This window comes from Rhodococcus sp. OAS809 (genome assembly GCF_040546695.1).
Classification (GTDB): domain Bacteria; phylum Actinomycetota; class Actinomycetes; order Mycobacteriales; family Mycobacteriaceae; genus Rhodococcus_F; species Rhodococcus_F qingshengii.
Genome location: NZ_JBEPOI010000002.1, coordinates 5,937,820 through 5,959,828, shown reverse-complemented (window position 1 = coordinate 5,959,828; position 22,009 = coordinate 5,937,820). Strand labels below are relative to the sequence as shown.

The 22,009-nt window shown below is 64.6% G+C and carries 21 protein-coding genes; 8 read left to right on the top strand and 13 right to left on the bottom strand.

The features are described from left to right. Window positions 1-115: 115 nt before the first annotated feature. The 4 genes from ABIE52_RS31015 to ABIE52_RS31000 form a co-directional block, all read right to left on the bottom strand. Window positions 116-832 (bottom strand): helix-turn-helix transcriptional regulator, encoded by a 717-nt coding sequence (locus ABIE52_RS31015; RefSeq protein WP_030536254.1) that lies wholly within the window; start codon window positions 830-832, stop codon window positions 116-118. A 26-nt stretch (window positions 833-858) separates the two neighbouring features. Continuing rightward, the gene (locus ABIE52_RS31010) at window positions 859-2,292 is read right to left on the bottom strand and encodes an amidase (RefSeq protein WP_192712322.1); all 1,434 of its coding nucleotides are present in this window, start codon (window positions 2,290-2,292) and stop codon (window positions 859-861) included. Window positions 2,293-2,444: 152 nt separating this feature from the next. Beyond that, window positions 2,445-3,752: a serine hydroxymethyltransferase gene (gene glyA, locus ABIE52_RS31005; protein ID WP_003945195.1), complete on the bottom strand. Its 1,308-nt coding sequence runs from the start codon at window positions 3,750-3,752 to the stop codon at window positions 2,445-2,447. 76 nt (window positions 3,753-3,828) lie between these two features. Continuing rightward, window positions 3,829-5,025 carry a hypothetical protein gene (locus ABIE52_RS31000; RefSeq protein ID WP_007726370.1) on the bottom strand — a complete coding sequence of 399 codons (1,197 nt, stop codon included), beginning with the start codon at window positions 5,023-5,025 and terminating at the stop codon, window positions 3,829-3,831. Window positions 5,026-5,197: 172 nt separating this feature from the next. On the opposite strand from ABIE52_RS31000, the gene coaA reads away from it, so the two are divergent. Beyond that, entirely contained in the window at window positions 5,198-6,130 is a 933-nt protein-coding gene (gene coaA, locus ABIE52_RS30995) for a type I pantothenate kinase (protein WP_003945270.1), read from the top strand. 6 nt (window positions 6,131-6,136) lie between these two features. Here the strand turns inward: coaA and ABIE52_RS30990 are convergent, their stop codons facing one another. Then, entirely contained in the window at window positions 6,137-6,904 is a 768-nt protein-coding gene (locus ABIE52_RS30990) for an isoprenyl transferase (protein ID WP_003945211.1), read from the bottom strand. 172 nt (window positions 6,905-7,076) lie between these two features. On the opposite strand from ABIE52_RS30990, the gene trhA reads away from it, so the two are divergent. Beyond that, window positions 7,077-7,745, top strand: coding sequence for a PAQR family membrane homeostasis protein TrhA (trhA, locus tag ABIE52_RS30985; RefSeq protein ID WP_042920879.1), 669 nt, complete (start codon window positions 7,077-7,079; stop codon window positions 7,743-7,745). On the opposite strand, the gene ABIE52_RS30980 is transcribed toward trhA, so the two are convergent. Genes ABIE52_RS30980 through mca form a run of 3 tightly spaced genes read right to left on the bottom strand, consistent with a single transcriptional unit; the run spans window position 7,712 to window position 10,948 of the window. Further along, the gene (locus tag ABIE52_RS30980) at window positions 7,712-9,739 is read right to left on the bottom strand and encodes a thioredoxin domain-containing protein (protein ID WP_047270318.1); all 2,028 of its coding nucleotides are present in this window, start codon (window positions 9,737-9,739) and stop codon (window positions 7,712-7,714) included. The genes trhA and ABIE52_RS30980 overlap by 34 nt on opposite strands. A gap of 19 nt (window positions 9,740-9,758) precedes the next feature. Continuing rightward, window positions 9,759-10,073, bottom strand: coding sequence for a hypothetical protein (locus ABIE52_RS30975; RefSeq protein ID WP_003943283.1), 315 nt, complete (start codon window positions 10,071-10,073; stop codon window positions 9,759-9,761). After that, window positions 10,070-10,948, bottom strand: coding sequence for a mycothiol conjugate amidase Mca (mca, locus tag ABIE52_RS30970; RefSeq protein ID WP_007726383.1), 879 nt, complete (start codon window positions 10,946-10,948; stop codon window positions 10,070-10,072). The genes ABIE52_RS30975 and mca overlap by 4 nt, the downstream gene beginning before the upstream one ends. Before the next feature lie 303 nt (window positions 10,949-11,251). On the opposite strand from mca, the gene ABIE52_RS30965 reads away from it, so the two are divergent. Both ABIE52_RS30965 and greA read left to right on the top strand, forming a co-directional pair. Then, window positions 11,252-11,677 carry a DUF4307 domain-containing protein gene (locus ABIE52_RS30965; RefSeq protein WP_007726384.1) on the top strand — a complete coding sequence of 142 codons (426 nt, stop codon included), beginning with the start codon at window positions 11,252-11,254 and terminating at the stop codon, window positions 11,675-11,677. 227 nt (window positions 11,678-11,904) lie between these two features. Then, window positions 11,905-12,399 (top strand): transcription elongation factor GreA, encoded by a 495-nt coding sequence (gene greA, locus ABIE52_RS30960; RefSeq protein ID WP_007726385.1) that lies wholly within the window; start codon window positions 11,905-11,907, stop codon window positions 12,397-12,399. Window positions 12,400-12,487: 88 nt separating this feature from the next. Here greA and ABIE52_RS30955 read toward each other — a convergent pair whose 3' ends face one another. Next, entirely contained in the window at window positions 12,488-13,588 is a 1,101-nt protein-coding gene (locus ABIE52_RS30955; RefSeq protein WP_003943296.1) for a C40 family peptidase, read from the bottom strand. A 205-nt stretch (window positions 13,589-13,793) separates the two neighbouring features. On the opposite strand from ABIE52_RS30955, the gene ABIE52_RS30950 reads away from it, so the two are divergent. Together ABIE52_RS30950 and ABIE52_RS30945 are read left to right on the top strand one after the other, a co-directional pair. Further along, window positions 13,794-14,039, top strand: a complete 246-nt coding sequence (locus ABIE52_RS30950) for a hypothetical protein (protein ID WP_153211881.1) — start codon at window positions 13,794-13,796, stop codon at window positions 14,037-14,039. Next, window positions 14,036-14,830 (top strand): FAD:protein FMN transferase, encoded by a 795-nt coding sequence (locus ABIE52_RS30945; RefSeq protein WP_003943281.1) that lies wholly within the window; start codon window positions 14,036-14,038, stop codon window positions 14,828-14,830. The genes ABIE52_RS30950 and ABIE52_RS30945 overlap by 4 nt, the downstream gene beginning before the upstream one ends. 6 nt (window positions 14,831-14,836) lie before the next feature. On the opposite strand, the gene ilvA is transcribed toward ABIE52_RS30945, so the two are convergent. From ilvA to ABIE52_RS30930, 3 genes are all read right to left on the bottom strand, one after another. Beyond that, window positions 14,837-16,000, bottom strand: a complete 1,164-nt coding sequence (gene ilvA / locus ABIE52_RS30940; RefSeq protein WP_223304414.1) for a threonine ammonia-lyase — start codon at window positions 15,998-16,000, stop codon at window positions 14,837-14,839. A gap of 135 nt (window positions 16,001-16,135) precedes the next feature. After that, window positions 16,136-17,308 carry a cystathionine gamma-synthase gene (locus ABIE52_RS30935; protein ID WP_007728802.1) on the bottom strand — a complete coding sequence of 391 codons (1,173 nt, stop codon included), beginning with the start codon at window positions 17,306-17,308 and terminating at the stop codon, window positions 16,136-16,138. A 44-nt stretch (window positions 17,309-17,352) separates the two neighbouring features. Next, on the bottom strand, window positions 17,353-18,738 hold the full coding sequence (locus ABIE52_RS30930) for a cystathionine beta-synthase (protein WP_003943292.1): 1,386 nt from the start codon (window positions 18,736-18,738) through the stop codon (window positions 17,353-17,355). A gap of 71 nt (window positions 18,739-18,809) precedes the next feature. On the opposite strand from ABIE52_RS30930, the gene ABIE52_RS30925 reads away from it, so the two are divergent. Together ABIE52_RS30925 and ABIE52_RS30920 are read left to right on the top strand one after the other, a co-directional pair. Beyond that, complete coding sequence (locus ABIE52_RS30925; protein ID WP_042448870.1) at window positions 18,810-19,781, top strand: SGNH/GDSL hydrolase family protein; 972 nt, start codon at window positions 18,810-18,812, stop codon at window positions 19,779-19,781. A gap of 121 nt (window positions 19,782-19,902) precedes the next feature. Then, window positions 19,903-21,120 carry an acetyl-CoA C-acetyltransferase gene (locus tag ABIE52_RS30920; protein ID WP_019744600.1) on the top strand — a complete coding sequence of 406 codons (1,218 nt, stop codon included), beginning with the start codon at window positions 19,903-19,905 and terminating at the stop codon, window positions 21,118-21,120. An 81-nt stretch (window positions 21,121-21,201) separates the two neighbouring features. Here ABIE52_RS30920 and ABIE52_RS30915 read toward each other — a convergent pair whose 3' ends face one another. Beyond that, the gene (locus ABIE52_RS30915; RefSeq protein WP_192712321.1) at window positions 21,202-21,957 is read right to left on the bottom strand and encodes an enoyl-CoA hydratase/isomerase family protein; all 756 of its coding nucleotides are present in this window, start codon (window positions 21,955-21,957) and stop codon (window positions 21,202-21,204) included. Between the last annotated feature and the right edge of the window lie 52 nt (window positions 21,958-22,009).

Below are 22,009 nucleotides of genomic sequence, written 5' to 3'. Positions count from 1 at the left end.
TCTGGTTACTCGTTACTGCCGACGGTACTGCGGATCGGACACTCGCGCCACGGAACGAGCCGCACATCTGGTGAACGCCAGGTAACAAAATGCCACTCGTGTGATTCGGCGTCACTCAGGACTCGATCAGACCCCACTTCGCGGCGCGCACCGCTGCCTGAACCCGCGAATTGGTTCCGGTCTTGACGAAGATGTTCTCGAGATGGGTGGCGACGGTGCGACGGCTGACGAACAACTCCTCGGCGATCTCGACATTGCCCGCGCCCCTGGCCACCAATTGCAGTACTTGAATCTCCCGTGGGCTCAGATGGACACGATCGAGCGCCACCTGGTCCCCCACGACGCGCGAGCAGGCTGCGCTGGACGCCGCCACCACCTCCCGTACGCGATCGACGACGCCGGAATCCGCGAAGCTCATGTGCAGCAATCCGGTCACCTCACGGCCGGAGAACCCCAATGCGACCGAGGCACCCTCGGCGTACCCGGACGGCCGCAGAACATCGGTGACCATCTCGACCTGCTCGAATCGTGGCACGTCCTGCCAGAACACGGGCACGCCCGAAGCCTCGCGAATGATGCCGAAGAGATTGCGATCGGCGACGAAGTCCTCGAGCAGGAACTCGAGCACCCTGGCGTCGTATCCGGAACTCGCCAGAGCCCGATGCCTTCCGCTCGACGGGTCCCGGTACGTGACCGCCGCAGCCGAGTACGCGAGTCCACGAGCGCGGAGTTCTTCGGCGCACAGGCCGAGAATGCCGTACGCCCCGGCCGCCGGCGATCGCGGCGCGAACATGTCAGGTCCAGCGCCGCGATCAGGCAGTACAGACGTCATCACACCAATCTAGCCAATCGTGTGAGCTAGGCCACGACCAGTGAATCGGCCGGCTTCTTGTCCGCCCACGGACGCACCGCTTCGAAGTTCGCGGCAGTCCGCAAGACCAGTGCGTCCCGGCGGTGACGTGCGGCGATCTGCAGCCCCACCGGTCGACCGTCGGCGGTGAATCCGGCGGGCACGGTGATCGCCGGATTGTTGAGCATGTTGTACGGGTAGGTGAAGAGCCAATCGAGCAACTGCTCACGCAGCGACGCACCCTCGAGCCACGACGGCGCGAACTGACTGAGCGGGAACGTGGCCGAAGCCAGGGTCGGCGAGACCAACACGTCGTAGTCGTTCATGAACGTCGTCCACGTGTCCCACATGACGCCGCGGAATGCGTCGGCCCGCCCGACGTCGACACCGGTGAGCCGCTCGGCCTCGTGCATGATCTCGATCAGGTTGTCGTCGACCTCGCCGCGCTGGTTCTCCCAGTCGAGCAAGTCGTATTCGGAAGCGAAACCGGGAACCCAGATGCCGTTCCACATCGACGCCGACGGATTTCCCCACTGCGGGGTCGCCTCGGTGATCCGGGCACCCAATTCCTCGAATGCCGACAACGCGTCGAGACACACCGCCAGCACCTCCGGATCAACATGGCCGAGACCGAGATTCGTCGACCACGCCACGCGAAGGCCCTTCACGTCGCCCTTCGAGGCTTCGACGTACGAGGTCTCGGCACGCTCGATCGAGAGCGGGTCCGCATTGTCCGGCCCGGCCATGATGTCGAGCATCAGCGCGTTGTCGGCAACAGTCCGGGTGATCGGACCGTGATACGCCCAGTTGTAGAAGCGCCCGGCCAGGATGGTCTGCGGGATGACGCCGGTGGTCGGCTTCAACCCGACGACCCCGCAGAGCGCCGACGGGATACGCACCGATCCCGCGCCGTCACTGCCCTCGGCGAGTGGCCCGAGGCCTGCAGCCACGGCAGCCGACGCACCGCCACTGGACCCGCCCGCGCTGTTGCCGAGCTTCCACGGGTTGTGCGTCGGCCCGTACAGGTGGTTGTCCGTGCCTCCGTAGTAACCACTTTCGGGGGTGTTCGTCTTTCCCAGGAACAGTCCGCCGGCGCCACGCAGCCTGTCCACGACGACGGCATTTCCCGTCGCGATGTTGTCGGCCGTCGGCTTCATCCCGAACGTGGTCGGCAGCCCGTCGACTGCCGTCAGATCTTTGATCGTGAACGGAACGCCGTGCAGCGGGCCGAGCTTCTCGCCCGCTTCCTGTTGCCGTGAGAGTTCGGCCGCATCGCGCGTCACCTGCTCGCGATCGAACTGCACTATCGCGTTGATCGACGGATTGACGGCGTCGACGCGCTGGATCATCGCTTCGGCAATCTCGTTGGGCGAGAGATTGTTCGACGCGACCGACGCCGCCATCTCGGTAGCGGAGAGCCAATGCAGATTCTGTTCGGTCATGGGGTTTCCTTCGCCGGAGGGGTGATGCTCTCAGGCTAGGAAGCACCGAACTCGGCCACCATCGGTCATGTGACCGATGCCACAATCCGCGACTGGCAAAAAACCAGCGGCCCGGCCCCTAAAAAGGGACCGGGCCGTCGGTGAAGGAATTCCTAGACGTTCTTGCTGAGCAGGCCCCAGTTCTCGAGACCGTCGTACAGCGGAAGGTCGAGAGCGAGCTTGGCGACGCGCGCACGCAGCGCCGGCAGATCCGCGTTGCCGGCCAGAGCGGTACCGATGATGTCGGCGACCTCGGTGAACTCGGCATCGCCGAATCCGCGAGTGGCCAACGCTGCGGTACCGATACGCAGACCGGAGGTGGTCATCGGCGGGCGGGGATCGAACGGAACAGCGTTGCGGTTGACCGTGATGCCGATTTCGTGCAGAAGGTCCTCACCCTGCTGGCCGTCGAGCTGCGAGTTACGCAGGTCCACGAGCACGAGGTGGACGTCAGTGCCGCCGGTCAGGACGCTGATGCCCTGGTCTGCGACGTCCTTGTTGCCCAGACGCTCGGCAAGGATGCGCGCACCGGAAAGGGTGCGTGCCTGACGATCCTTGAACTCTTCACCGGCAGCGATCTTGAAGGTGACTGCCTTGGCCGCGATGGCGTGCATGAGCGGTCCACCCTGCTGACCGGGGAAGACAGCGGAGTTGAGCTTCTTGGCCCACTCTTTCTTCGCCAGGATCAGGCCCGAACGCGGACCACCGAGGGTCTTGTGGACGGTCGAGGAGACGACGTCTGCGTACGGGACGGGCGACGGGTGCAGTCCTGCCGCAACCAGTCCGGCGAAGTGAGCCATGTCCACCCACAGGTACGCCCCGACCTCGTCGGCGATCGCGCGGAACGCCGCGAAGTCCTGCTGACGCGGGTACGCGGACCAGCCGGCAACGATGACCTTCGGCTTCTCGGCGAGGGCGATCGAGCGCACCTCGTCCATGTCGATGCGGTGATCTTCCTTGCTGACGCCGTAGGACGCGACGTCGTACAACTTGCCGGAGAAGTTGAGCTTCATGCCGTGCGTGAGGTGACCGCCGTGTGCAAGGTCGAGGCCGAGCAGCTTCTCACCCGGGTTCATCAGTGCCATCAGAACAGCAGCGTTGGCCTGTGCGCCCGAGTGCGGCTGAACGTTCGCGAACTCTGCACCGAAGAGTTCCTTCGCACGGTTGCGCGCCAGATCCTCGATGACGTCGACGTGCTCGCAACCGCCGTAGTAACGACGTCCCGGGTAGCCCTCGGCGTACTTGTTGGTCAGGACGCTGCCCTGAGCCTGCAGAACCGAGCGGGGAACGAAGTTCTCCGACGCGATCATCTCGAGCGTGTCGCGCTGACGAGCCAATTCACCAGCCATCGCCTCGGCGACTTCGGGGTCGAGTTCGGCGAGTGATGCAGAGTTGACGTCGGAGCCGGGCACAGCGGTCATCGAGGAATCTCCAAGCTGGATGCGGAAACGAATGCGTCCAGTCTACGAAGTTCGCTCCCGCCGTCTCCACCCGGCACTAGGCAGCACGCAGAGAGCTGGGGACCAGCGGCTCGTCGAGCAGCCTGCGGAAGCGTTCGGTGCGCTCCGCGCCCACCGGCACCTCGTCCAGCCAGCCCCCGAGCAGCCGGTATCCCTCGACATACGTGCTGGTGTATGCCCGCCACAGCGGCGAAGACAGGAACTTGAGCGATTGGCGAGCGCGTTCCGGCGTCGACAGCGACCACCGTTCGAGGAACAGCGCCACGTCGTCGAGGCTGCGCCCCTCGTCGTGCAACATCAGCGCCGCATCCTGCCGGACACTCAGCAGTTGCCCCGACGCGGCGGAGAGCCGTTGCGCCTTTTCCCCGTCGAAAGACAAGCCGAGATCGGCGTAGATGTCCTGCGCCCACAAACCCCAGTCCGGGCCGACAATCGCTTCCAGCGCCAAATCCGCGAGGCCTTCGGCCATGATGCACTGCGGCGTGTTGACCAGGAACAGTGTCTGCTCGAGCTGGCCCGAACCGACCAGACCGGCTTCCTTACGGCAATGCTCGGTGTGATGGCCGGGGTAGGACTCGTGCGCGATCAGCCGCGGCAGGTTGGCCATGAACTGCGGCAGATCCGAATTGATCGCAACCTTGGAGCGGTAGTCACCGAGGTAGTAGTTGAAGCCGGACCACGGCTTGTCCCCCACCACTTCGTATTCGACGGTTTCCGACGCGGGAAGCCCGAACGTGCCGCGGACCAGATCGCGCAGCGCACTCGACATTGCCTCGACGCATTCGTTCAGTTTCGCCGCGGGGATCTCGTCGGCCTTGCGATGGGCCTGCACCCGCTCGGCCAACGGTCCCGGACCGGGCAGAACTTCACCCATCAACCGGTGAGCGTCGCTGTAGGCGTCCTCGTTTCCCTTCTCGATTCGGACGTCGAAGTACGCCTCGACCTCGTCCACGAAGCCGATGTCCTCACCCGCGAACTTGCGCCCGGAGCATTCCAGGGCGCGAAGGTGTACGTCGACGAAGTGGGAGCGTTCGGCATTTAGACCACTTCCGGCCAACTCGCCCCGCAATTCACGTGCCGTGCGGGCAAGTTCACGCGGATCGGGCTTCGGGGCGCTCTCGATCTGCTTTCGCAGCGCCGGGTCACCGGTGAACGCGTCGACGAACCCGTCTTCGAGACGGTCGAAACCCAGTCCGAGCAGCAGGTATTGGCGAACAAGTGTGTCTGGATCCATAACGACCGAGCCTAGTCGCTCGCTCCGGAATGCCACCCGGCGAAAGTCCCGGACGTGGCACCGAGCACAATCCGACTATGCACTCGGATCGTGCGCACACGCGCCTGGCTTGCTCGCATAGCTGTTTCGTCCGCCGGGCCCCGGGTTCACTACGTGCCGGTGAGCTGGGCTGATGGCGCGCACCAACGAATCGAGTCCCTACGTCGAGTTCGACCGCAAGCAGTGGCGGACACTGCGTAAGTCGACGCCACTGGTGTTGACCGAGGACGAGTTGTACGGCCTGCGTGGTCTCGGCGAGCAGATCGATCTCGAAGAAGTTGCCGAGGTTTATCTCCCCCTCGCACGTCTGATCCACCTACAGGTAGCGGCACGCCAACGACTGTTCGCGGCCACCGCGACCTTCCTCGGCGAGAAGCATCCCGACCGTCAGGTGCCCTTCGTCATCGGCGTCGCCGGTTCGGTCGCGGTCGGAAAATCCACGACTGCTCGTGTGCTGCAAGCTCTCCTGGCCCGCTGGGATCACCATCCGCGCGTCGACCTCGTCACCACGGACGGATTCCTCTATCCGACCAGGGAACTCCAGCGTCGGGGCATCATGCACCGCAAGGGTTTTCCCGAAAGCTACGATCGCCGCAAGCTGTTGCGCTTCGTCACCGAAGTCAAGTCCGGGGCGGAAGAGGTAGCGGCACCGGTCTATTCGCACACGTCGTACGACATCATCCCGGGCCAGTACCACCTGATCCGCCAGCCCGACATCCTCATCATCGAGGGCCTCAACGTCCTGCAGACCGGCCCGCGTCTGATGGTCTCCGATCTGTTCGACTTCTCGATCTACGTCGACGCCCGCATCGAGGACATCGAAGCCTGGTACATCCAGCGGTTCCTCGCGCTACGCAACACGTCGTTCGCCGATCCGAACGCCCACTTTCACCACTACTCCGGCCTCTCCGACCGTGACGCGACCATCGCGGCGAAGGAGATCTGGAACTCGATCAATCACCCGAACCTGGTGGAGAACATTCTCCCCACCCGTCCCCGCGCAACCCTGGTGCTGCGCAAGGACGCCGACCACACGATCAACCGGCTGCGGCTGCGCAAGCTCTGAGACGGCTCAGGCGCCGAACCGGCGGTGGCGCGCCGCGTAATCGCGCAAGGCTCGAAGAAAGTCGACTCGACGGAACTCGGGCCAGTACGCCTCGGTGAACCAGATCTCCGAATAGGCGCTCTGCCACAACAGGAATCCGGAGAGCCGCTGCTCGCCGGAGGTGCGGATCACCAGATCCGGATCGGGCTGTCCCGACGTGTACAGATGCCCGTCGATGCCGTCGACCGTGACGGCCTGGATCAGTTCGTCTCCGCTCAGACCCGCACCGATCTTGTCGCGCAGGAGCGATTGGACGGCGTCGGCGATCTCCTGACGCCCGCCGTATCCGATCGCGACGTTGACATGTGTCCCGGTTCGGCCGCTCGTCCCCGCCGCCGCTTCCCGCAAGCGCCTGGACTGCTCGGGAGGCAGAAGATCGAGAGCACCGACGATCTGCACACTCCAGTTCTTGCCGGGCCCGGAGATCTCTTCGACGACGTCGGTGATGATTTCGAGGAGGGTGTCGAGCTCTTCCGGCTCGCGGCGCAGGTTCTCGGTCGAGAGCAGGTAGATGGTTGCCATCTCGATTCCGGCGGCGTCGCACCACTCGAGCAATTCGGCAATTTTGAGCGCGCCCATGCGGTGCCCGTGACTGACATCGGTGAAGCCGTTCTCGCGAGCCCATCGCCGATTTCCGTCACACATCACGGCTACGTGCCGTGGGTGCGCGAGACCGTCGAGATGACTGAGGAGTCGTCGCTCGTAGATGCTGTACAGCAGTCCGCGCAGATTCACCGTGACATCACCATGGTGTCAAAGACTACGCCCGGCAGTGACAGCCACATGCGAGCGCCGTCACGGTTTTTGTACGCGTCGAAAACCCGCAGGTAGGTTATGCTACTGATGCGTAACCTACGGTACCGTAGGTTACGCGGTTCGCAACAGTACGGAACGAGAGGGGTTGCACATGACGGCATTCGGGGTCGACGAGCTTCCGGTCAAACCACGCATGCGCGGTTGGATCCATCTGTGGGCGCTCGGTGTCTCCGTCGTCGCGGGCGTCGTTCTCGTCTCCGTAGCCGGCGCTCAGGTCGGCGCCAAAGCGGCTTGGGCAACCGCGATCTACAGCGTCACGATCTGCGGCCTCTTCGGCATCAGTGCGACGTATCACCGCATCCAGTGGCAGACGGTCAAGGGCCGTACGTGGATGAAGCGTGCGGACCATTCGATGATCTTTCTCTTCATCGCCGGCAGCTACACACCGTTCGCCATGCTCGGCCTCCCGACTCACACCGGCAAGATCATCCTCGCGATCGTGTGGGCAGGCGCGCTCGCCGGCGTCGCACTCAAGATGCTCTGGCCCACCGCCCCGAAATGGGTGGGAGTCCCGCTCTACCTGCTCCTCGGTTGGGCGATCGTTCCCGTGGTCGGTGAACTGACGCACCAGGTCGGTGTGGCGCCGATGGTGCTGCTGCTCGTCGGCGGAATCTTCTACAGCGTCGGCGCAATTCTGTACGCGACGAAATGGCCAAACCCGTGGCCCACGACGTTCGGGCATCACGAGTTCTTCCACGCCGCGACGGTCGTCGCAGCGATCTGCCACTACATCGCGGTATGGCTCGTCGTGTTCAACTGACTCGCCAGTTCCACCACCGTCGTCACCGGCCGATCACACACGAATCCCCGACAGATGTACGCGGCTTCACCTCCGTCGACGAGGGGTCGATCTGCAAGCAGCGGTGAAGAATCCGGGGCACCCCCGACAACCACTGCACCACCCGGCGCAAGCTGGCGGGCATCGGCCAACAGCGAACCTTCCCCGACGACGGCCACCTGTATCGGACCACGCAACGACGCTTCCGCCACCGCGAGCCAGTGCCCCGCCGACCGAGGCGCACGCTCGAGCGGCAGCGTGGCCCTCGCCAGCGCGTCCGCCGCGGCCTGGGCGTAACGAGAAGAGCGCTCGGCATCGGTCAACGCCGCTGCGGTCAACAGAGCCTCCGCGACGCTCGACGCACCGGACGGCGTCGCGCCGTCCAACGGGTCTCGGGGCCGAGTCACGAGCGACTCCGCGAAATCGGCCGTGTCGAACCAGCTTCCCGGCTCGGCCGGATCAGCGAAGTGGTCGACAGTGACGTCGAGCAACTGCTGCGCCGCATCGAGCCACCGCGCCAATCCCGTTGCCTGATATAGAGCCAGGAGGCCGGTGGCCAACATTGCGTAATCCTCGAGCACACCCGTCGGGGCGCCGACAGCCCCGCCGAGGGAAGCGCGACGCAAGTGACCGTCCACCAGGTGAAGGTCGAGAAGAGCGCCTGCGCACTCGGCCGCCGCGGTGATCCAGTCGGGTCGGTCCAGGGCAAGTCCGGCTTCCGTCAAGGCCGTGACGGTCAACCCGTTCCAGGCCGTCACCACCTTGTCGTCGCGGCCAGGCTGTGGACGCTGAGCCCGGGCGGCACGGAGAGCGTCGGAGACCGTCTGCCAGCGCGACCAGTCGTCGGGGTCACGGAGCAACTGCAGTACCGACGCACCCTCTTCGAAGGTTCCGGTATCGGTGACCCGGAACAACTCCGACGCCCACTGCCCGTCCTCCGCGCCGAGAATCTCGACCAGCTGCGTCGGCGTCCATACGTACGTGAGGCCTTCGACGCCGTCGGTGTCGGCATCGAGAGCCGAAGCGAAGCAACCGTTCTCGGTCAGCAGATCGGAGAGCAGGAACCTTGCGGTCTCCTCGGTGACGCGAGTGGCGAGGTCCGATCCGGTGCGCCGCGCCCAGTGCGCGTAGAACCGCAGGAGCAGCGCATTGTCGTAGAGCATCTTCTCGAAGTGCGGAACCACCCACTCGGCATCGACCGAGTACCGCGAGAAACCGCCACCCAACTGGTCGTAGATCCCGCCACGTGCCATTGCTTCGGCGGTGCGCTCGATGCCGCCGAGGATCTCGCCCGAACCCGTTCGCTCGTACTGTCGGAGCAGCCCCTCCAGTAGTGCCGACGGTGGAAACTTCGGTGCCCCACCGAATCCCCCGCGCGGGACGTCCTCGTCGCCGAGGATCGATCGACCCGCCGCGTTCAGCAGCTCGGCGTCGATAGGCGCTCCGCCGTACGGAATCCCGCCCGACGCGCGCTGAAGTTCCGTGACGATCGACTGCGCCGCGTTGTCGACCTCGTCGCGCCGATTCGTGAAGGTGTCGACTATCGCTTCGAGAAGCTGTGTGAACGAGGGCATTCCGCCGCGAGGCGTCGGCGGGTAGTACGTGCCGCAGTAGAACGGTGAACCGTCGGGAGTCAGGAAACAGGTCATGGGCCAGCCGCCCTGGCCGGTCATCGCAACCGTCGCATTCATGTAGACGGCGTCGATGTCGGGACGTTCTTCTCGGTCCACCTTCACACAGACGAAATTCGCGTTCATGACGGCCGCGATCTCGTCGTTCTCGAACGACTCGTGCGCCATGACGTGGCACCAGTGGCACGCCGAGTATCCGATCGAGAGGAGGATCGGCACGTTGCGCTCGCGCGCCCACTCCATCGCTTCTTCGCCCCACTGTTGCCAGTGGACCGGATTGTCGGCGTGCTGACGCAGGTAAGGGCTCGAGGACCCACCCAGGTTGTTCCGCATCCGTGGGTCCATCGCCGCTACCTCGTTCGTCTCAGGATTCTTGCTTGGGCTTCTTCTCGGTAGAGACGTTGGGGTCCGCCGGGCTCGGAGCAGTGATAGCTCCCCGGTCGGTGCCTTCGTCTGCCTGCTGATCGAGTTCGGGATGATCCGGTTCGAACGTCTCCGGCAGCTTCTTGAGCTGCCGGTTCATCGACCGAACCAGGAGGATCACACCGATGAGCAGCGCAAGAATCACCAGCAGGCCGACCGGAGACGACTTTCCGAACTCCGGGCCGGATGGATTACTCGGGGTCTGAGCAAGAAATTGTGTGGTGCCGAGAACTACCTCGGCGGACAGAGCATTCACTTCTGAGCGTCCTCTTCGAGACCTGCGAACAGGTCGGTTTCCGGAATGGACGTGGTGACCCGCGTCTTGGCGAGCTCGAATTCCTCGGTGGGCCAGATCTTCTGCTGAATGTCGAGCGGCACAGCGAAGAACGAACCGTTGGGATCGATCTGCGTCGCGTGTGCGCGCAGAGCATCGTCACGCTGGGGAAAGTAGTCGCCGCACGTGACCTGAGTGGTCACCCGGACCATCATGTCGCCGCGTTCGGTCTTCCACTTCTTGAGCCAGTCCGCCATCGGGAACGGCTCTCCGCGACGCTCGTACTCCTCCTGGAAGAGTTCGAGGCGCTTACGGATGAATCCGTGCGAGTAGTAGACCTTCTTGATTTCCCACGGCTGACCGTCCTCGGGGAAGTACTCGGGATCGGCGGCGGCTTCGTAGGCTGCCATCGTCACCTCGTGGCACCGGATGTGATCCGGGTGCGGGTATCCGCCGTTCTCGTCGTACGTCGTGACGACGTGGGGACGGAACTCGCGAATCACCTTGACCAGAGCGCGCGTCGACTCTTCGAGCGGAACGAGGGCGAAGCACCCTTCGGGCAGCGGCGGAAGAGGGTCGCCCTCGGGAAGCCCGGAATCGACGAAACCGAGCCAGCGCTGCTTCACGCCCAGGATGCGAGCGGCCTCGGCCATCTCCTCCTGGCGAACTTCGCTGATTCGATCGCGGACACCGGGAACGTCCATGGCCGGGTTGAGAATGTCGCCACGCTCACCCCCGGTGAGCGTCAGGACCATCACTTCGTGGCCTTCGGCTGCATAACGGGCGGTGGTGGCCGCACCCTTGCTCGACTCGTCGTCGGGATGGGCATGGACGGCCATGAGCCGGAATCCGCTCACGTGTTCGTTCACCTCAACTTCACCTGTAGCCGTTGCCGGCAGTTCACCTGTAGCCGTCACCGGCAGTTCACCTGTAGCCGTCACCGGCAGTCTTCGAATCACACGCTGTGCACCGCTCGGATTACTCCGGGCCGTTGCCGTCAAACGTACCGACTGCCGACAAACCTACCGACGGCGCGACGGGATACGTCCTCTATAGTTCCACCCGAGAGTTCCTGGCGCAGCCGTGACCCCTTCGGTAATCCGGCGGGACACAGTCAGTTGCTGCACGACACGCGAACTCGAGTCTTCGAGAGCAGAGTGATGAGCAAACCGCTTCCCCAAGATCGGTACCCGAGCACAACTCGCACGGGCAGTCCCCGCAAGTGGATGGTGTGGGCTCTGACCGCTCTCGTCATCGTCGTAGGCGGCGGAATCGCGTACTACGCGTACGGAAAATTTGCGGTCAAGGAAATCGAGACCGAGACCATCTCGTTCGACATCGCCAACGACTCCACGGTGAAGATCCGTTTCACCGTCACACGCGACGACTCGTCGCGTGAAGCGATGTGCATCGTGCGCGCACGCTCGAAGGACGGCTCCGAAACCGGTCGACGTGAGGTCTACGTCCCGTCGTCGGAACATCAGACCCTCGAGTTCAACACCGAGGTCAAGACGTCCCAGCCGCCAGGCATGGCCGACGTCTACGGCTGCAGCTTCGACGTTCCGGAGTACCTGACCAAGAGCTGACCTCGGAACGCACCCACCCTGCCGGACGTTTGACGCCGGACAGGGCGGGTAGTCATGCGTGATAGAATTGCCCGATACACGGTTCCGGGTGGAACCGTGTATTGCTGCATTGACGCAAGGTTTGACGGCAAGGTTGCATCCCTGGTGGTGCTTCTGTGTCGTTGTTCGCTGCTGTTGCAGCGATCGTCGAGGGAGCCCCCGGCTCCGACTACTAGGGAGTGATCGAGATGACCGAGACCCAGGTGACCTGGCTTACCCAGGAATCACATGACAGGCTCAAGAACGAACTCGACCAGCTCATCGCCAATCGCCCGGTCATCGCCGCCGAGATCAACGAGCGTCGCGAAGAGGGCGACCTGAAGGAGAACGGCGGCTACCACGCTGCCCGCGAAGAGCAGGGTCAGCAGGAAGCCCGCATTCGCCAGCTCCAGGAGCTGCTGAACAGCGCAAAGGTCGGCGAGGCCCCCACTCAGTCCGGTGTCGCACTGCCCGGATCCGTAGTCAAGGTCTACTACGACGGCGACGAGAGTGACACCGAGACGTTCCTGATCGCTACCCGCGAAGAAGGCGCACGTGACGCCAAGCTCGAGGTCTACTCGCCGAACTCACCGCTGGGCGGCGCGCTGCTCGAAGCCAAGGTCGGCGACACGCGTGAGTACAACCTGCCCAACGGCAGCACCATGAAGGTCACGCTGCTGAGCGCGGAGCCTTACCACAGCTGATCGGCTGTACCAGCTCTGAAAAGAAGCGCCACCCGACTCGGTCGGGTGGCGCTTCTTGCTCTGTCGACGCTCGCCGTTTCCTGCCCACTCACACCACGCGGCGAGCCTTCATGCCGGCGAAGATCGGGCCGACCTTCACCACGTCGCCGAACGTGGGTGCGTGAAGCATCTGACCGTTGCCGACGTAGATCGCCACGTGGCCGGGGCCGCCTGCCTGCCAGTTGCCGAACAACAGGTCACCGGGCTGCGCCTGATCCAGCGGGATCTCGACGCCGACACCCCACTGCGTCTCCGAGGTCCGGGGCAGAGTCACCCCGGTGGCCGCGTGGATCGCGTACGACGTCAGCCCCGAGCAGTCGAACCCGCCCATCGACGGCCCGTTGATGTTTCCGCCACCCCACACGTACGGCAATCCGAGAAACTTCAGACCGGCCTCGACGACGCCGCCCACCGCTGCGGCGAGGTTGTTGTAGTCGAAGGGCGCAAGCATCAGGGCGAACGAGTCCTGCAACGATTTGATCTGGGCGACGAACGGAGCGGCGACCGCCTGCTCCGCAGGAACCTCGCCCGACTTGTCTGCCGGAACGCCGCCCGCTTCGCGAACTGCGTCCGGCCCGACGTCGTAGGCAGCGAGCGCGAGGTCGACGGTATCGCCCTCGACCTCACCGGACTTCTGCCAGGACTGCGCTTGCTTCACGAGATCGCACAACCGGTATCCGGTTGTCATCACCGGATCGGCAACGCCCAGGATGTCCATCTTTCCGTCGCCGTCACCGTCCTTGCCGTATGCCGTCCACGCTGCGGTGGTGAAGCGGCCAGGCCCGCGCCCACCTTCCGGTGAGATGTCGGTATCGGGTCCGTACTTGAATCCGTTCTCGACCGAGTACAGCGAGGCGATCACCGCGGGCGTGATCTCCGAGCACAGAGCACCGGCCTTTTTGATCCACGGCGCGAACACTGCCACCGCTCCCACGGGCGCCAATGTCGCTCCCGGAAAGTTGGAGGGTACGGAAGGCACGATTCCCTCAGGTGTGTCCTGAGTTCGTGCCGGTCCGTTCCAGGCTGCAAGTGAGACTGCAGCATTCGAAGACTCGTTCTTCTCGACTTGTGCGGGCGCTCCGAGAGTTCCACTCATCACGCCCAGTGCGGTGCCGATCGACACAGCGATCGCCAGGACACCGACTGCCATCCGAACCTCCGATAAACCTCTGAAAATCCACGTACGTGGTCGTACCCGAAACTTGTCGGTGCGAACATCTACTCTTTCGAACATGCATTCGACACGGCTCAGTCTCGCGACTCCTGTAACCAATGTCTCATTTATCTCGGCGGGCGTTACGCAAATGACTACAGACGCCAAGGCTTTTCTCAGGTTCGGCGTGCAAGCTGAGTCCATGAGCGACGATCGGCCACGACCCGCCCGGGGACGCACTACGGTGTATCGACCCGTTCGCCTCGCCCTCGCAGCCACGGCTGTGGCGGGAGCACTCGCAAGCGGCGGACTTTCACTCGTTTCTTCTCCCACTGCCACGGCACTCGCACCGGACACGTCGGCTTCTCACACCAAGAATCCCGTAGCGAAGCGGCCCGTCGTGGTCGCCGGATTCGGAACCCCGGACGCCGTCTCCAACGGTTCGTGAGTACTCCGCGCTCGGCCTCCGAGTGGCTCACGTGGGGGGTTCAGGCCCGGGTCGTCGTCACCGACCCTGAAGTCCTTCCCTCCGCGGCCAGCCTGGTTCGCGGGTACCTCACCGCTGCCGACGCCGCCACCAATCGAGATCGTGCCGACTCCGAGATTCGTACCTATGTCAGCGCCGCGAGCAACGTCGACGGCGTCGCCGTGACCCCGATGTTCGCGCACTTCCTCGAAGACGCGTTGGCTGTCGCACGACTGACCGACGGCAAACTCACGCCGACGGCCGGGTCGGCAGACCCTCACTCCTGGTGGAAGATTCGCGTCGAGAACAACCGCGTGTACAGCCCGGACGACGTCGTTCTCGATCTGTCCGCGACGGCCCGCGCCAGTTCAGCGGACCACTGTGCCGCGTCCACTGCGACTCTTCTCGGGTGTGGCGTGCTGGTCGGCCTCGGCGGGGACATCGCGGTTGCCGGCCCGGCGCCGGAAGACGGCTGGCAGATTCAGGTGCAAGACCTGCCCGGCGACCCGACCTGCCAGGTAGCACTTCCGTCCGACTGCGGGATCGCCACGGCCAGCACCGTCAAGCCACTGCACCGCGAATCGACGGCGACGCCGATGTGGCGCACGGTGTCGGTGATTGCATCCTCCTGCGCCCAGGCCGCCGCATTCAGTCGGGTTGCGGTCGGCATGGGCGGTTCGGCCATCGACTGGCTACATCAACTCGACGTACCCGCCAGGCTGGTCGACCAGGAGTACCGCGTGACGGTTCTGGGCGGCTGGCCTGACGAGTAACTCGCCTCAGTTCTGCAGTCGTACTGCGTAACCGGCGCGGTCGAAGGCCGTCAGAAGTTCCGCCTTGTTGTCCGGACCACGCGTCTCGACGGTGAGGAAGACTTCCACTTCGTCGAGTGCAAGTTCGCCACCGGTACGGGAATGGATGACATCGACCACGCTGGCGCCGTTCGCTCGAACCACTTCGAGCAACGAGACCAGTGCGCCCGGCCGATCGTCGATGGTGATGTGAACTCCGAGGAACCGTCCGGCCGCTCGCAGACCGTGCGAGATGACGTGCGTGAGAAGTAGCGGATCGATGTTGCCGCCGGAAAGCACGGCGCACACCGGCCCTGTCAGTCCCAGCTCCTCCGGAGTACAGGTCATCAAGGCCGCGACGGCCGCGACGCCGGCCGGTTCGACGATGAGCTTGGCGCGTTCGAGGCACAGCAGGAGCGCTTTGGACAGCGCTTCCTCGCTGACCGTCACCACGGCGTCGACATGGGCGGCAACTTCGGCGAACGGAACCTCGCCCGGGCAGCCAACGGCGATACCGTCTGCCATCGTGGACATCGACGCCAAGGCGGTCGGCTTCCCGGCTGCCAACGACGCCGGCCAGGCAGCCGCGGTCTCGGCTTGCACTCCGACGATGCGGACCTGCGGGCGCACAGCTTTGACGGCTGCAGCCACTCCCGCGATCAAACCGCCGCCGCCGGTGGGAACGAGGATCGTGCCGACCTCAGGCAGTTGCTCGAGGATTTCGAGCCCCACAGTCCCCTGCCCCGCCACGACGTCCTCGTGGTCGAACGGGTGGACCAGAACTGCTCCGGTTCGGTCCGCGAATTCGCGAGCGGCCACGAGCGCTTCGTCGACAGTCGAACCGTGCAGGTGGACCTGAGCTCCATATGCCTTGGTGGCCACCAACTTCGGCAGCGGCGCACCCGTCGGCATGAAGACGGTCGACTTGATTCCCAATTCTGTTGCAGACCAGGCAACTCCCTGCGCATGGTTACCGGCACTGGCCGCCACCACGCCCGCTGCCCGTTCCTCTGCGGAAAGATTGGCAATGCGGTTGTACGCACCGCGCGGTTTGAAAGAGCCGGTGCGCTGCAGATTTTCACATTTCAAACTCACGGCGAAGCCGGTGGTTTCGGACAACACTCGCGAGGCCACGACCGGGGTGCGTCGCATGACCGGGGCGAGCAGTTGCTGTGCAGCCTTTATCTGTTCGAGATTCACGCATGCCTCCAGAAAGTGCGCCTCCACACCCTCGTGAGGTGTGAAGGCGCACTGCAGATTCGAAGTCGAATTACTGTAGAGCGAAGATCAGGACAGCGCTTGCTCGATGTCGCCGACCAGATCGGAGGCGTCTTCGATGCCGACCGACAGGCGAACCAGATCGTCGGGAACCTCGAGAGCGGAACCGGCCGTCGAGGCGTGGGTCATCGCACCGGGGAATTCGATGAGGGATTCGACTCCGCCGAGAGATTCTGCCAGCGTGAAGATCTCGGTGCGCGAGCACAGGTCGAGAGCTGCCGCCTTGCCGCCCTTGAGACGGACGGAGATCATGCCGCCGAAGCGTCGCATCTGCTTGGCCGCGACCTTGTGCGACGGATGCGAAGCCAGTCCGGGGTAGATGACGCTGGCAACCGCGGGGTGGCCGTCGAGCAATTCGACGACCTTCTCCGCGTTGTCACTGTGACGCTCCATGCGCAGCGCCAGTGTCTTGATTCCGCGCAACGTCAGGAACGCGTCGAAGGGGCCGGGAACGCCGCCGGATCCGTTCTGCAGGAAGGCAAACGCGGTGTCCAGTTCTTCGTCGTTGCAGACGAGAGCGCCACCGACCACGTCGGAGTGTCCGCCGATGTACTTGGTCGTGGAGTGCAGCGCGATGTCGGCACCGAGCTGCAGCGGCTGCTGCAGGTACGGCGAGGCGAAGGTGTTGTCCACCACGATCTTTGCGTTGCCCTCGTGGGCGACCTCGGCAAGGAGCTCGATGTCACCGATATTGAGCAGCGGGTTCGTGGGCGTCTCGACCCAGACCAGCTTGGTGTTGGACTTCATCGCCGCGCGCACCGCATCGACGTCGGACACCGGAGCCGGGGTGTACTCGATCCCCCACTGCGTGAACACCTTGTCGATGAGACGGAAGGTTCCGCCGTACGCGTCGTCGGGGATGACCAGGTGATCGCCGGGTCGAAGTACCGAACGGAGCAGGCAGTCGGTGGCCGCCATTCCCGAACTGAACGCTCGGCCGTAGGTTCCGGATTCGAGCGCGGCGAGGTTCGCCTCGAGTGGGCGACGGGTGGGGTTACCCGTTCGCGCGTACTCGAAGCCACTGCGCATTCCACCGACGCCGTCCTGGGCGAAGGTGGAACTCGCGTAGATCGGCACGTTGACCGCACCGGTCAGCGGATCGGGTTCGTAACCCGCATGCACCGCTTTCGTGGAGAAACCCTGCCAGCTGATGTTGTCGGCCTTGCTGCGTTGCTCACTCATGGTCCCCAGCCTAATGGCGCCGGTGCCGGCGCAGGAATCCGAACTCAGGAATCCGAACTCAGGAAACCCAGGAGATCGTGGCGCGTGATGACACCGACCGGCTTGCCGTCGTCGACGACCATGAGTGCGTCGGTGTCCCCGAGCGCCTTCGTGGCAGCCGAGACCGGCTCGCCGGAACCGATGAGCGGGAACGGCTTGCTCATGTGCTTCTCGACGGAATCCGCAAGGTGCGCACGGCCTTCGAAGACCGCGCTCAGCAGATCTCGCTCGGACACACTTCCGGCGACCTCGCCTGCCATGACCGGCGGTTCCGCACCGACGACGGGCATCTGGGACACGCCGTACTCGCGCAGGATCTCGATCGCGTCGCGCAGGGTCTCCGACGGGTGGGTGTGAACGAGGTCCGGCAGCTCGCCCGACTTGCCACGCAGAACGTCGCCGACGGTGGGGACGTTGGTCTTGCCGTCGAGTGGGGTGCGCAGGAATCCGTACGACGCCATCCACTGATCGTTGAAGATCTTGGACAGGTAGCCGCGGCCACCGTCCGGGAGGAGGACGACGATCAGGGCGTCGGGGCCCTCACGCTTGGCTACTTCGAGGGCAGCGACGACGGCCATACCGCAGGAACCGCCGACCAGCAGTCCCTCCTCGCGGGCGAGGCGACGCGTCATCTCGAAGGAATCGGCATCCGAGACGGCGATGATCTCGTCCGGTATGGACGGGTCGTATGCCGACGGCCAGAAGTCTTCGCCGACGCCTTCGACCAGATACGGACGACCGGTGCCGCCGGAGTAGACGGAGCCCTCGGGGTCTGCGCCGATGACCTTGACCTTGCCGCCCGAAACTTCCTTGAGGTAGCGGCCGGTGCCGGTGATGGTGCCGCCGGTGCCGACGCCCGCGACGAAGTGCGTGATCTTGCCGTCGGTGTCGGCCCAGATCTCGGGGCCGGTGGTCTCGTAGTGGCTCTCCGGTCCGCCCGGGTTGGAGTACTGGTTGGGCTTCCAGGCGCCGGGGATCTCACGGGTGAGACGGTCGGAGACGCTGTAGTAGCTGTTCGGGTTGTCCGGCGCGACGGCCGTGGGGCACACGACCACCTCGGCGCCGTAGGCGCGCAGGACGTTGCGCTTGTCTTCGCTGACCTTGTCTGGGCAGACGAAAACGCACTTGTATCCACGCTTTTGCGCCACGAGCGCCAAGCCGATTCCGGTGTTGCCCGAAGTCGGCTCGACGATGGTGCCGCCCGGCTTCAGTTCACCCGAAGCCTCGGCTGCGTCGATCATCTTGACGGCGATGCGGTCCTTGGAGCTACCGCCAGGGTTGAGGTATTCGACCTTGGCTGCCACCGTGCCGAAGTTTTCGCCCGTGACGGACGTGAGCTTGACGAGTGGGGTGTTGCCGATGAGGTCGACGACGTGTTCCGCGATGCGCATTCGTCCATGTTCCCAGATGAAAGAAAACGGTGCGCGCGGACGTCGGGCGAAGGTGGTGCAATCCGGCTAGATTGGCAAGTGTGAGTCGAACCGGACTGAAAGCGTCGGTGGCCACGGTGGTGGCCGGATCGAGTGCAGGCACGCTCTCCTGGTTGGGCTACAACTATCTGATGTCGCAGGCGGGGGCGGCCCGCGGGGTGATCGGTCGCAATATCGCCAAGCCACCCGAGGCGGACGGGGTGTACGCACCCGGCGCCGACAACCCGGAACTCTGGTGGCGGGCCGTGCCCTTCGATCTCCACTTGATGATCTTCGGCGATTCGTCTGCGGCCGGCGTCGGCGCGCTGACGGCCTCGGAAGTACCGGGTGTTCAGGTCGCGAAGCTGCTTGCGAGTGAAACCGGGAAGCGAATCCGTTTGAGCACCAAGGCCATCGGGGGCGCCACCTCCCGCGGGTTGAGTGGGCAGGTCGACGCCATGTTCGTCGCCGGTCCTCCCCCGGACGCTGCGGTGATCCTGATCGGCGCCAACGACGTCACCGCCAAGAACGCGATTCACGCGTCGGCTAAACGCCTCGGCGACGCGGTTCGACGCTTACGCGAGAGCGGTGCCGTCGTTGTTGTCGGCACCTGCCCGGATCTGGGGGTGGTCACGGCGATCCCGCAACCTCTGCGCTCCGTGGTGCGCGAATGGGGCCATCGCCTCGCACTCGCCCAGGCGGCCGCGACCAGAAACGCCGGGGGTCATCCCGTTCCACTGGCCGACCTGCTGGCCAAGGAATTCCTGGCCTCGCCCGACACGATGTTCTCGGCCGACCGTTTCCATCCGTCCGCGGCCGGATACGAACTCGCGGCGAAGCAGATCGTCCCGGTTCTCGCGTCGGCTCTGGGTGAATGGCAGGGTGGCCCGCTACCCGAGCTCCCCCACGTTTCGGAGGCGGCGCAAGCCCGCACCGTCGCGGCCCGACTGACGGCGGCGGCAACCCAGTGGAAAGCCTTCGCGAGACGCACCAAACCTGCAGGTCAGCGCCCCGACGTCAACTGAGTGAGACTGCGTGACCACCATCTGGGAGCGGCAACGTAAATTGTAAGTCGAAGCTGCATTCAACTTGCCCTGCTCGACGGCGTTTCAAGCCGCCCTCGAGCAGTACACAAAAGGAGTTTTCATGCCCGAGGCAGTAATCGTCTCAGCAGTACGGTCGCCCATCGGCCGCGCAATGAAGGGTTCGCTCAAGGACATCCGCCCGGATGACCTCGCAACTCAGATGGTTGCCGCCGCGTTGGCAAAGATCCCCGAGCTCGACCCCACCGAGATCGACGACCTCATGCTCGGTTGCGGCCAGCCCGCCGGTCAGTCGGGCTTCAACATCGCCCGCGTCGTCGCCGTCCAGCTCGGCTACGACTTCCTCCCCGGTGTCACGGTCAACCGTTACTGTTCCTCCTCGCTGCAGACCACCCGCATGGCGCTGCACGCCATCCGCGCAGGCGAGGGCGACGTCTTCATCTCCGCCGGCGTCGAGTCCGTCTCCAGCTTCATCACCGGCAACGCCGACGGCCTCCCCAACACCAAGAATCCGCTCTTCGACGCAGCGCAGGCCCGTAGCGCCAAGCTCGCCGAAGGTGGAGTCGCCTGGACCGATCCTCGCGAAGAGGGCCTGATCCCCGACGTGTACCTGGGCATGGGCCAGACCGCCGAGAACGTCGCTTCGGCCACCGGCATCACCCGCGAAGACCAGGACCGCTGGGCAGTTCGCAGCCAGAACCGCGCCGAGGAAGCCATCGCGCGCGGCTTCTTCGAGCGTGAGATCACGCCCGTCACGCTCGCCGACGGCACCGTCGTCTCCAAGGACGACGGCCCCCGCGCCGGCACCACCTACGAGGGCATCAGCGGCCTCAAGCCCGTCTTCCGCCCCGACGGCACCGTCACCGCCGGCAATGCCTGCCCGCTCAACGACGGCGCAGCCGCACTGGTGATCATGTCCGACACCAAGGCAAAGGCACTCGGCCTGACCCCGCTCGCTCGCATCGTCTCCACCGGCGTCTCGGGCCTGTCCCCCGAGATCATGGGCCTCGGCCCGATCCAGGCCGTCAAGAACGCCCTGAAGATCGCCGGCAAGTCGATCTCCGACATCGACCTGTTCGAGATCAACGAGGCATTCGCAGTGCAGGTCCTCGGATCCGCTCGCGAACTGGGCATCGAAGAGGACAAGCTCAACATCTCCGGTGGCGCGATCGCGCTGGGTCACCCCTTCGGTATGACCGGTGCCCGTATCACCAACACCCTGATCAACAACCTGCAGGAGCAGGACAAGACCTTCGGCGTCGAGACCATGTGTGTCGGCGGCGGACAGGGCATGGCAATGGTGATCGAGCGCCTCAGCTGATCCCCTGAGCACGTCGAAAGCGGCCGCCCGGCTTCTGCCGGGCGGCCGCTTTCGTGTGGTCGTGTTCAATGTTCGCGGTTTTCATGTTGTCGTGAATTTCTGAGCAAAACTCCCCAACTCGCGAATCAACTCTCGCGCAGCCTCGTCCTCACGCTGCACGGCGGCGCGAGCCTCTTCCGCCCAACCGTGACGGAGCAGTCGCTTGGCGGCCAGGACTGCCGGTCCGACGTTGGCGGCAATCTGCTCGGCACTCTCGCGGGCACGCGCATGTACCTCGTCGGCAGCTACGGCGGCCGTCGCCAAGCCGTAGTCGGCCGCCTCGATGCCGCTGAGCCACCGGGCCGACAGGATCAGCTCGGCGGCGCGCTGTGTTCCGATCACCTTGGGCAGCAACCAACTACTGGCAGCTTCGGGAGCGGTACCCAGCGAGGTGAACGGTGCCCGCAAGCGTGCGTTCTCGGCAACGTAGACGACGTCGCAGTAGAGCAGCATGGTCAGGCCGATGCCGACGGCGGCGCCGTGCACCGCGGCGATCAAAGGCTTCGGAAACTCCACCAGCGCAATGATCAGCGGCGCGAATGCGTCGCCGAAGTCGGCATTGTCCGTGCCGGGTTCGGCCAGTGCGCGTAGGTCGACGCCACTGGAAAATGCCTTGCCTGCGCCCTCGACGATCACCACGGCCACGGAATCGTCCGACGCCGCGTCGTCGAGAGCCTTGGTCAAAGCTCGAAAGCCGGCCGCATTGAAAGCGTTCAGGCGGCTCGGATTGTTGAAGGTCAGCGTTCGCACTGCTCCGGCATCCGCGACCAGGATGGGTTCAGAGGTGTTTGTCGACATTCGCTCCCCTTCGTTCCAAACCAAGCAGTTGCTAGGCATCCAAGCACCGTAA

What these genes read in the sequence shown, in the direction of transcription:
- ABIE52_RS31015 (WP_030536254.1), bottom strand. Translation starts at nt 832, where the DNA reads ATGACGTCTGTACTGCCTGATCGCGGCGCTGGACCTGACATGTTCGCG.
- ABIE52_RS31010 (WP_192712322.1), bottom strand. Translation starts at nt 2,292, where the DNA reads ATGACCGAACAGAATCTGCATTGGCTCTCCGCTACCGAGATGGCGGCG.
- glyA (WP_003945195.1), bottom strand. Translation starts at nt 3,752, where the DNA reads ATGACCGCTGTGCCCGGCTCCGACGTCAACTCTGCATCACTCGCCGAA.
- ABIE52_RS31000 (WP_007726370.1), bottom strand. Translation starts at nt 5,025, where the DNA reads ATGGATCCAGACACACTTGTTCGCCAATACCTGCTGCTCGGACTGGGT.
- coaA (WP_003945270.1), top strand. Translation starts at nt 5,198, where the DNA reads ATGGCGCGCACCAACGAATCGAGTCCCTACGTCGAGTTCGACCGCAAG.
- trhA (WP_042920879.1), top strand. Translation starts at nt 7,077, where the DNA reads ATGACGGCATTCGGGGTCGACGAGCTTCCGGTCAAACCACGCATGCGC.
- ABIE52_RS30980 (WP_047270318.1), bottom strand. Translation starts at nt 9,739, where the DNA reads ATGGACCCACGGATGCGGAACAACCTGGGTGGGTCCTCGAGCCCTTAC.
- ABIE52_RS30965 (WP_007726384.1), top strand. Translation starts at nt 11,252, where the DNA reads ATGAGCAAACCGCTTCCCCAAGATCGGTACCCGAGCACAACTCGCACG.
- greA (WP_007726385.1), top strand. Translation starts at nt 11,905, where the DNA reads ATGACCGAGACCCAGGTGACCTGGCTTACCCAGGAATCACATGACAGG.
- ABIE52_RS30955 (WP_003943296.1), bottom strand. Translation starts at nt 13,588, where the DNA reads ATGGCAGTCGGTGTCCTGGCGATCGCTGTGTCGATCGGCACCGCACTG.
- ABIE52_RS30950 (WP_153211881.1), top strand. Translation starts at nt 13,794, where the DNA reads ATGAGCGACGATCGGCCACGACCCGCCCGGGGACGCACTACGGTGTAT.
- ilvA (WP_223304414.1), bottom strand. Translation starts at nt 16,000, where the DNA reads ATGCGACGCACCCCGGTCGTGGCCTCGCGAGTGTTGTCCGAAACCACC.
- ABIE52_RS30935 (WP_007728802.1), bottom strand. Translation starts at nt 17,308, where the DNA reads ATGAGTGAGCAACGCAGCAAGGCCGACAACATCAGCTGGCAGGGTTTC.
- ABIE52_RS30930 (WP_003943292.1), bottom strand. Translation starts at nt 18,738, where the DNA reads ATGCGCATCGCGGAACACGTCGTCGACCTCATCGGCAACACCCCACTC.
- ABIE52_RS30920 (WP_019744600.1), top strand. Translation starts at nt 19,903, where the DNA reads ATGCCCGAGGCAGTAATCGTCTCAGCAGTACGGTCGCCCATCGGCCGC.
- ABIE52_RS30915 (WP_192712321.1), bottom strand. Translation starts at nt 21,957, where the DNA reads ATGTCGACAAACACCTCTGAACCCATCCTGGTCGCGGATGCCGGAGCA.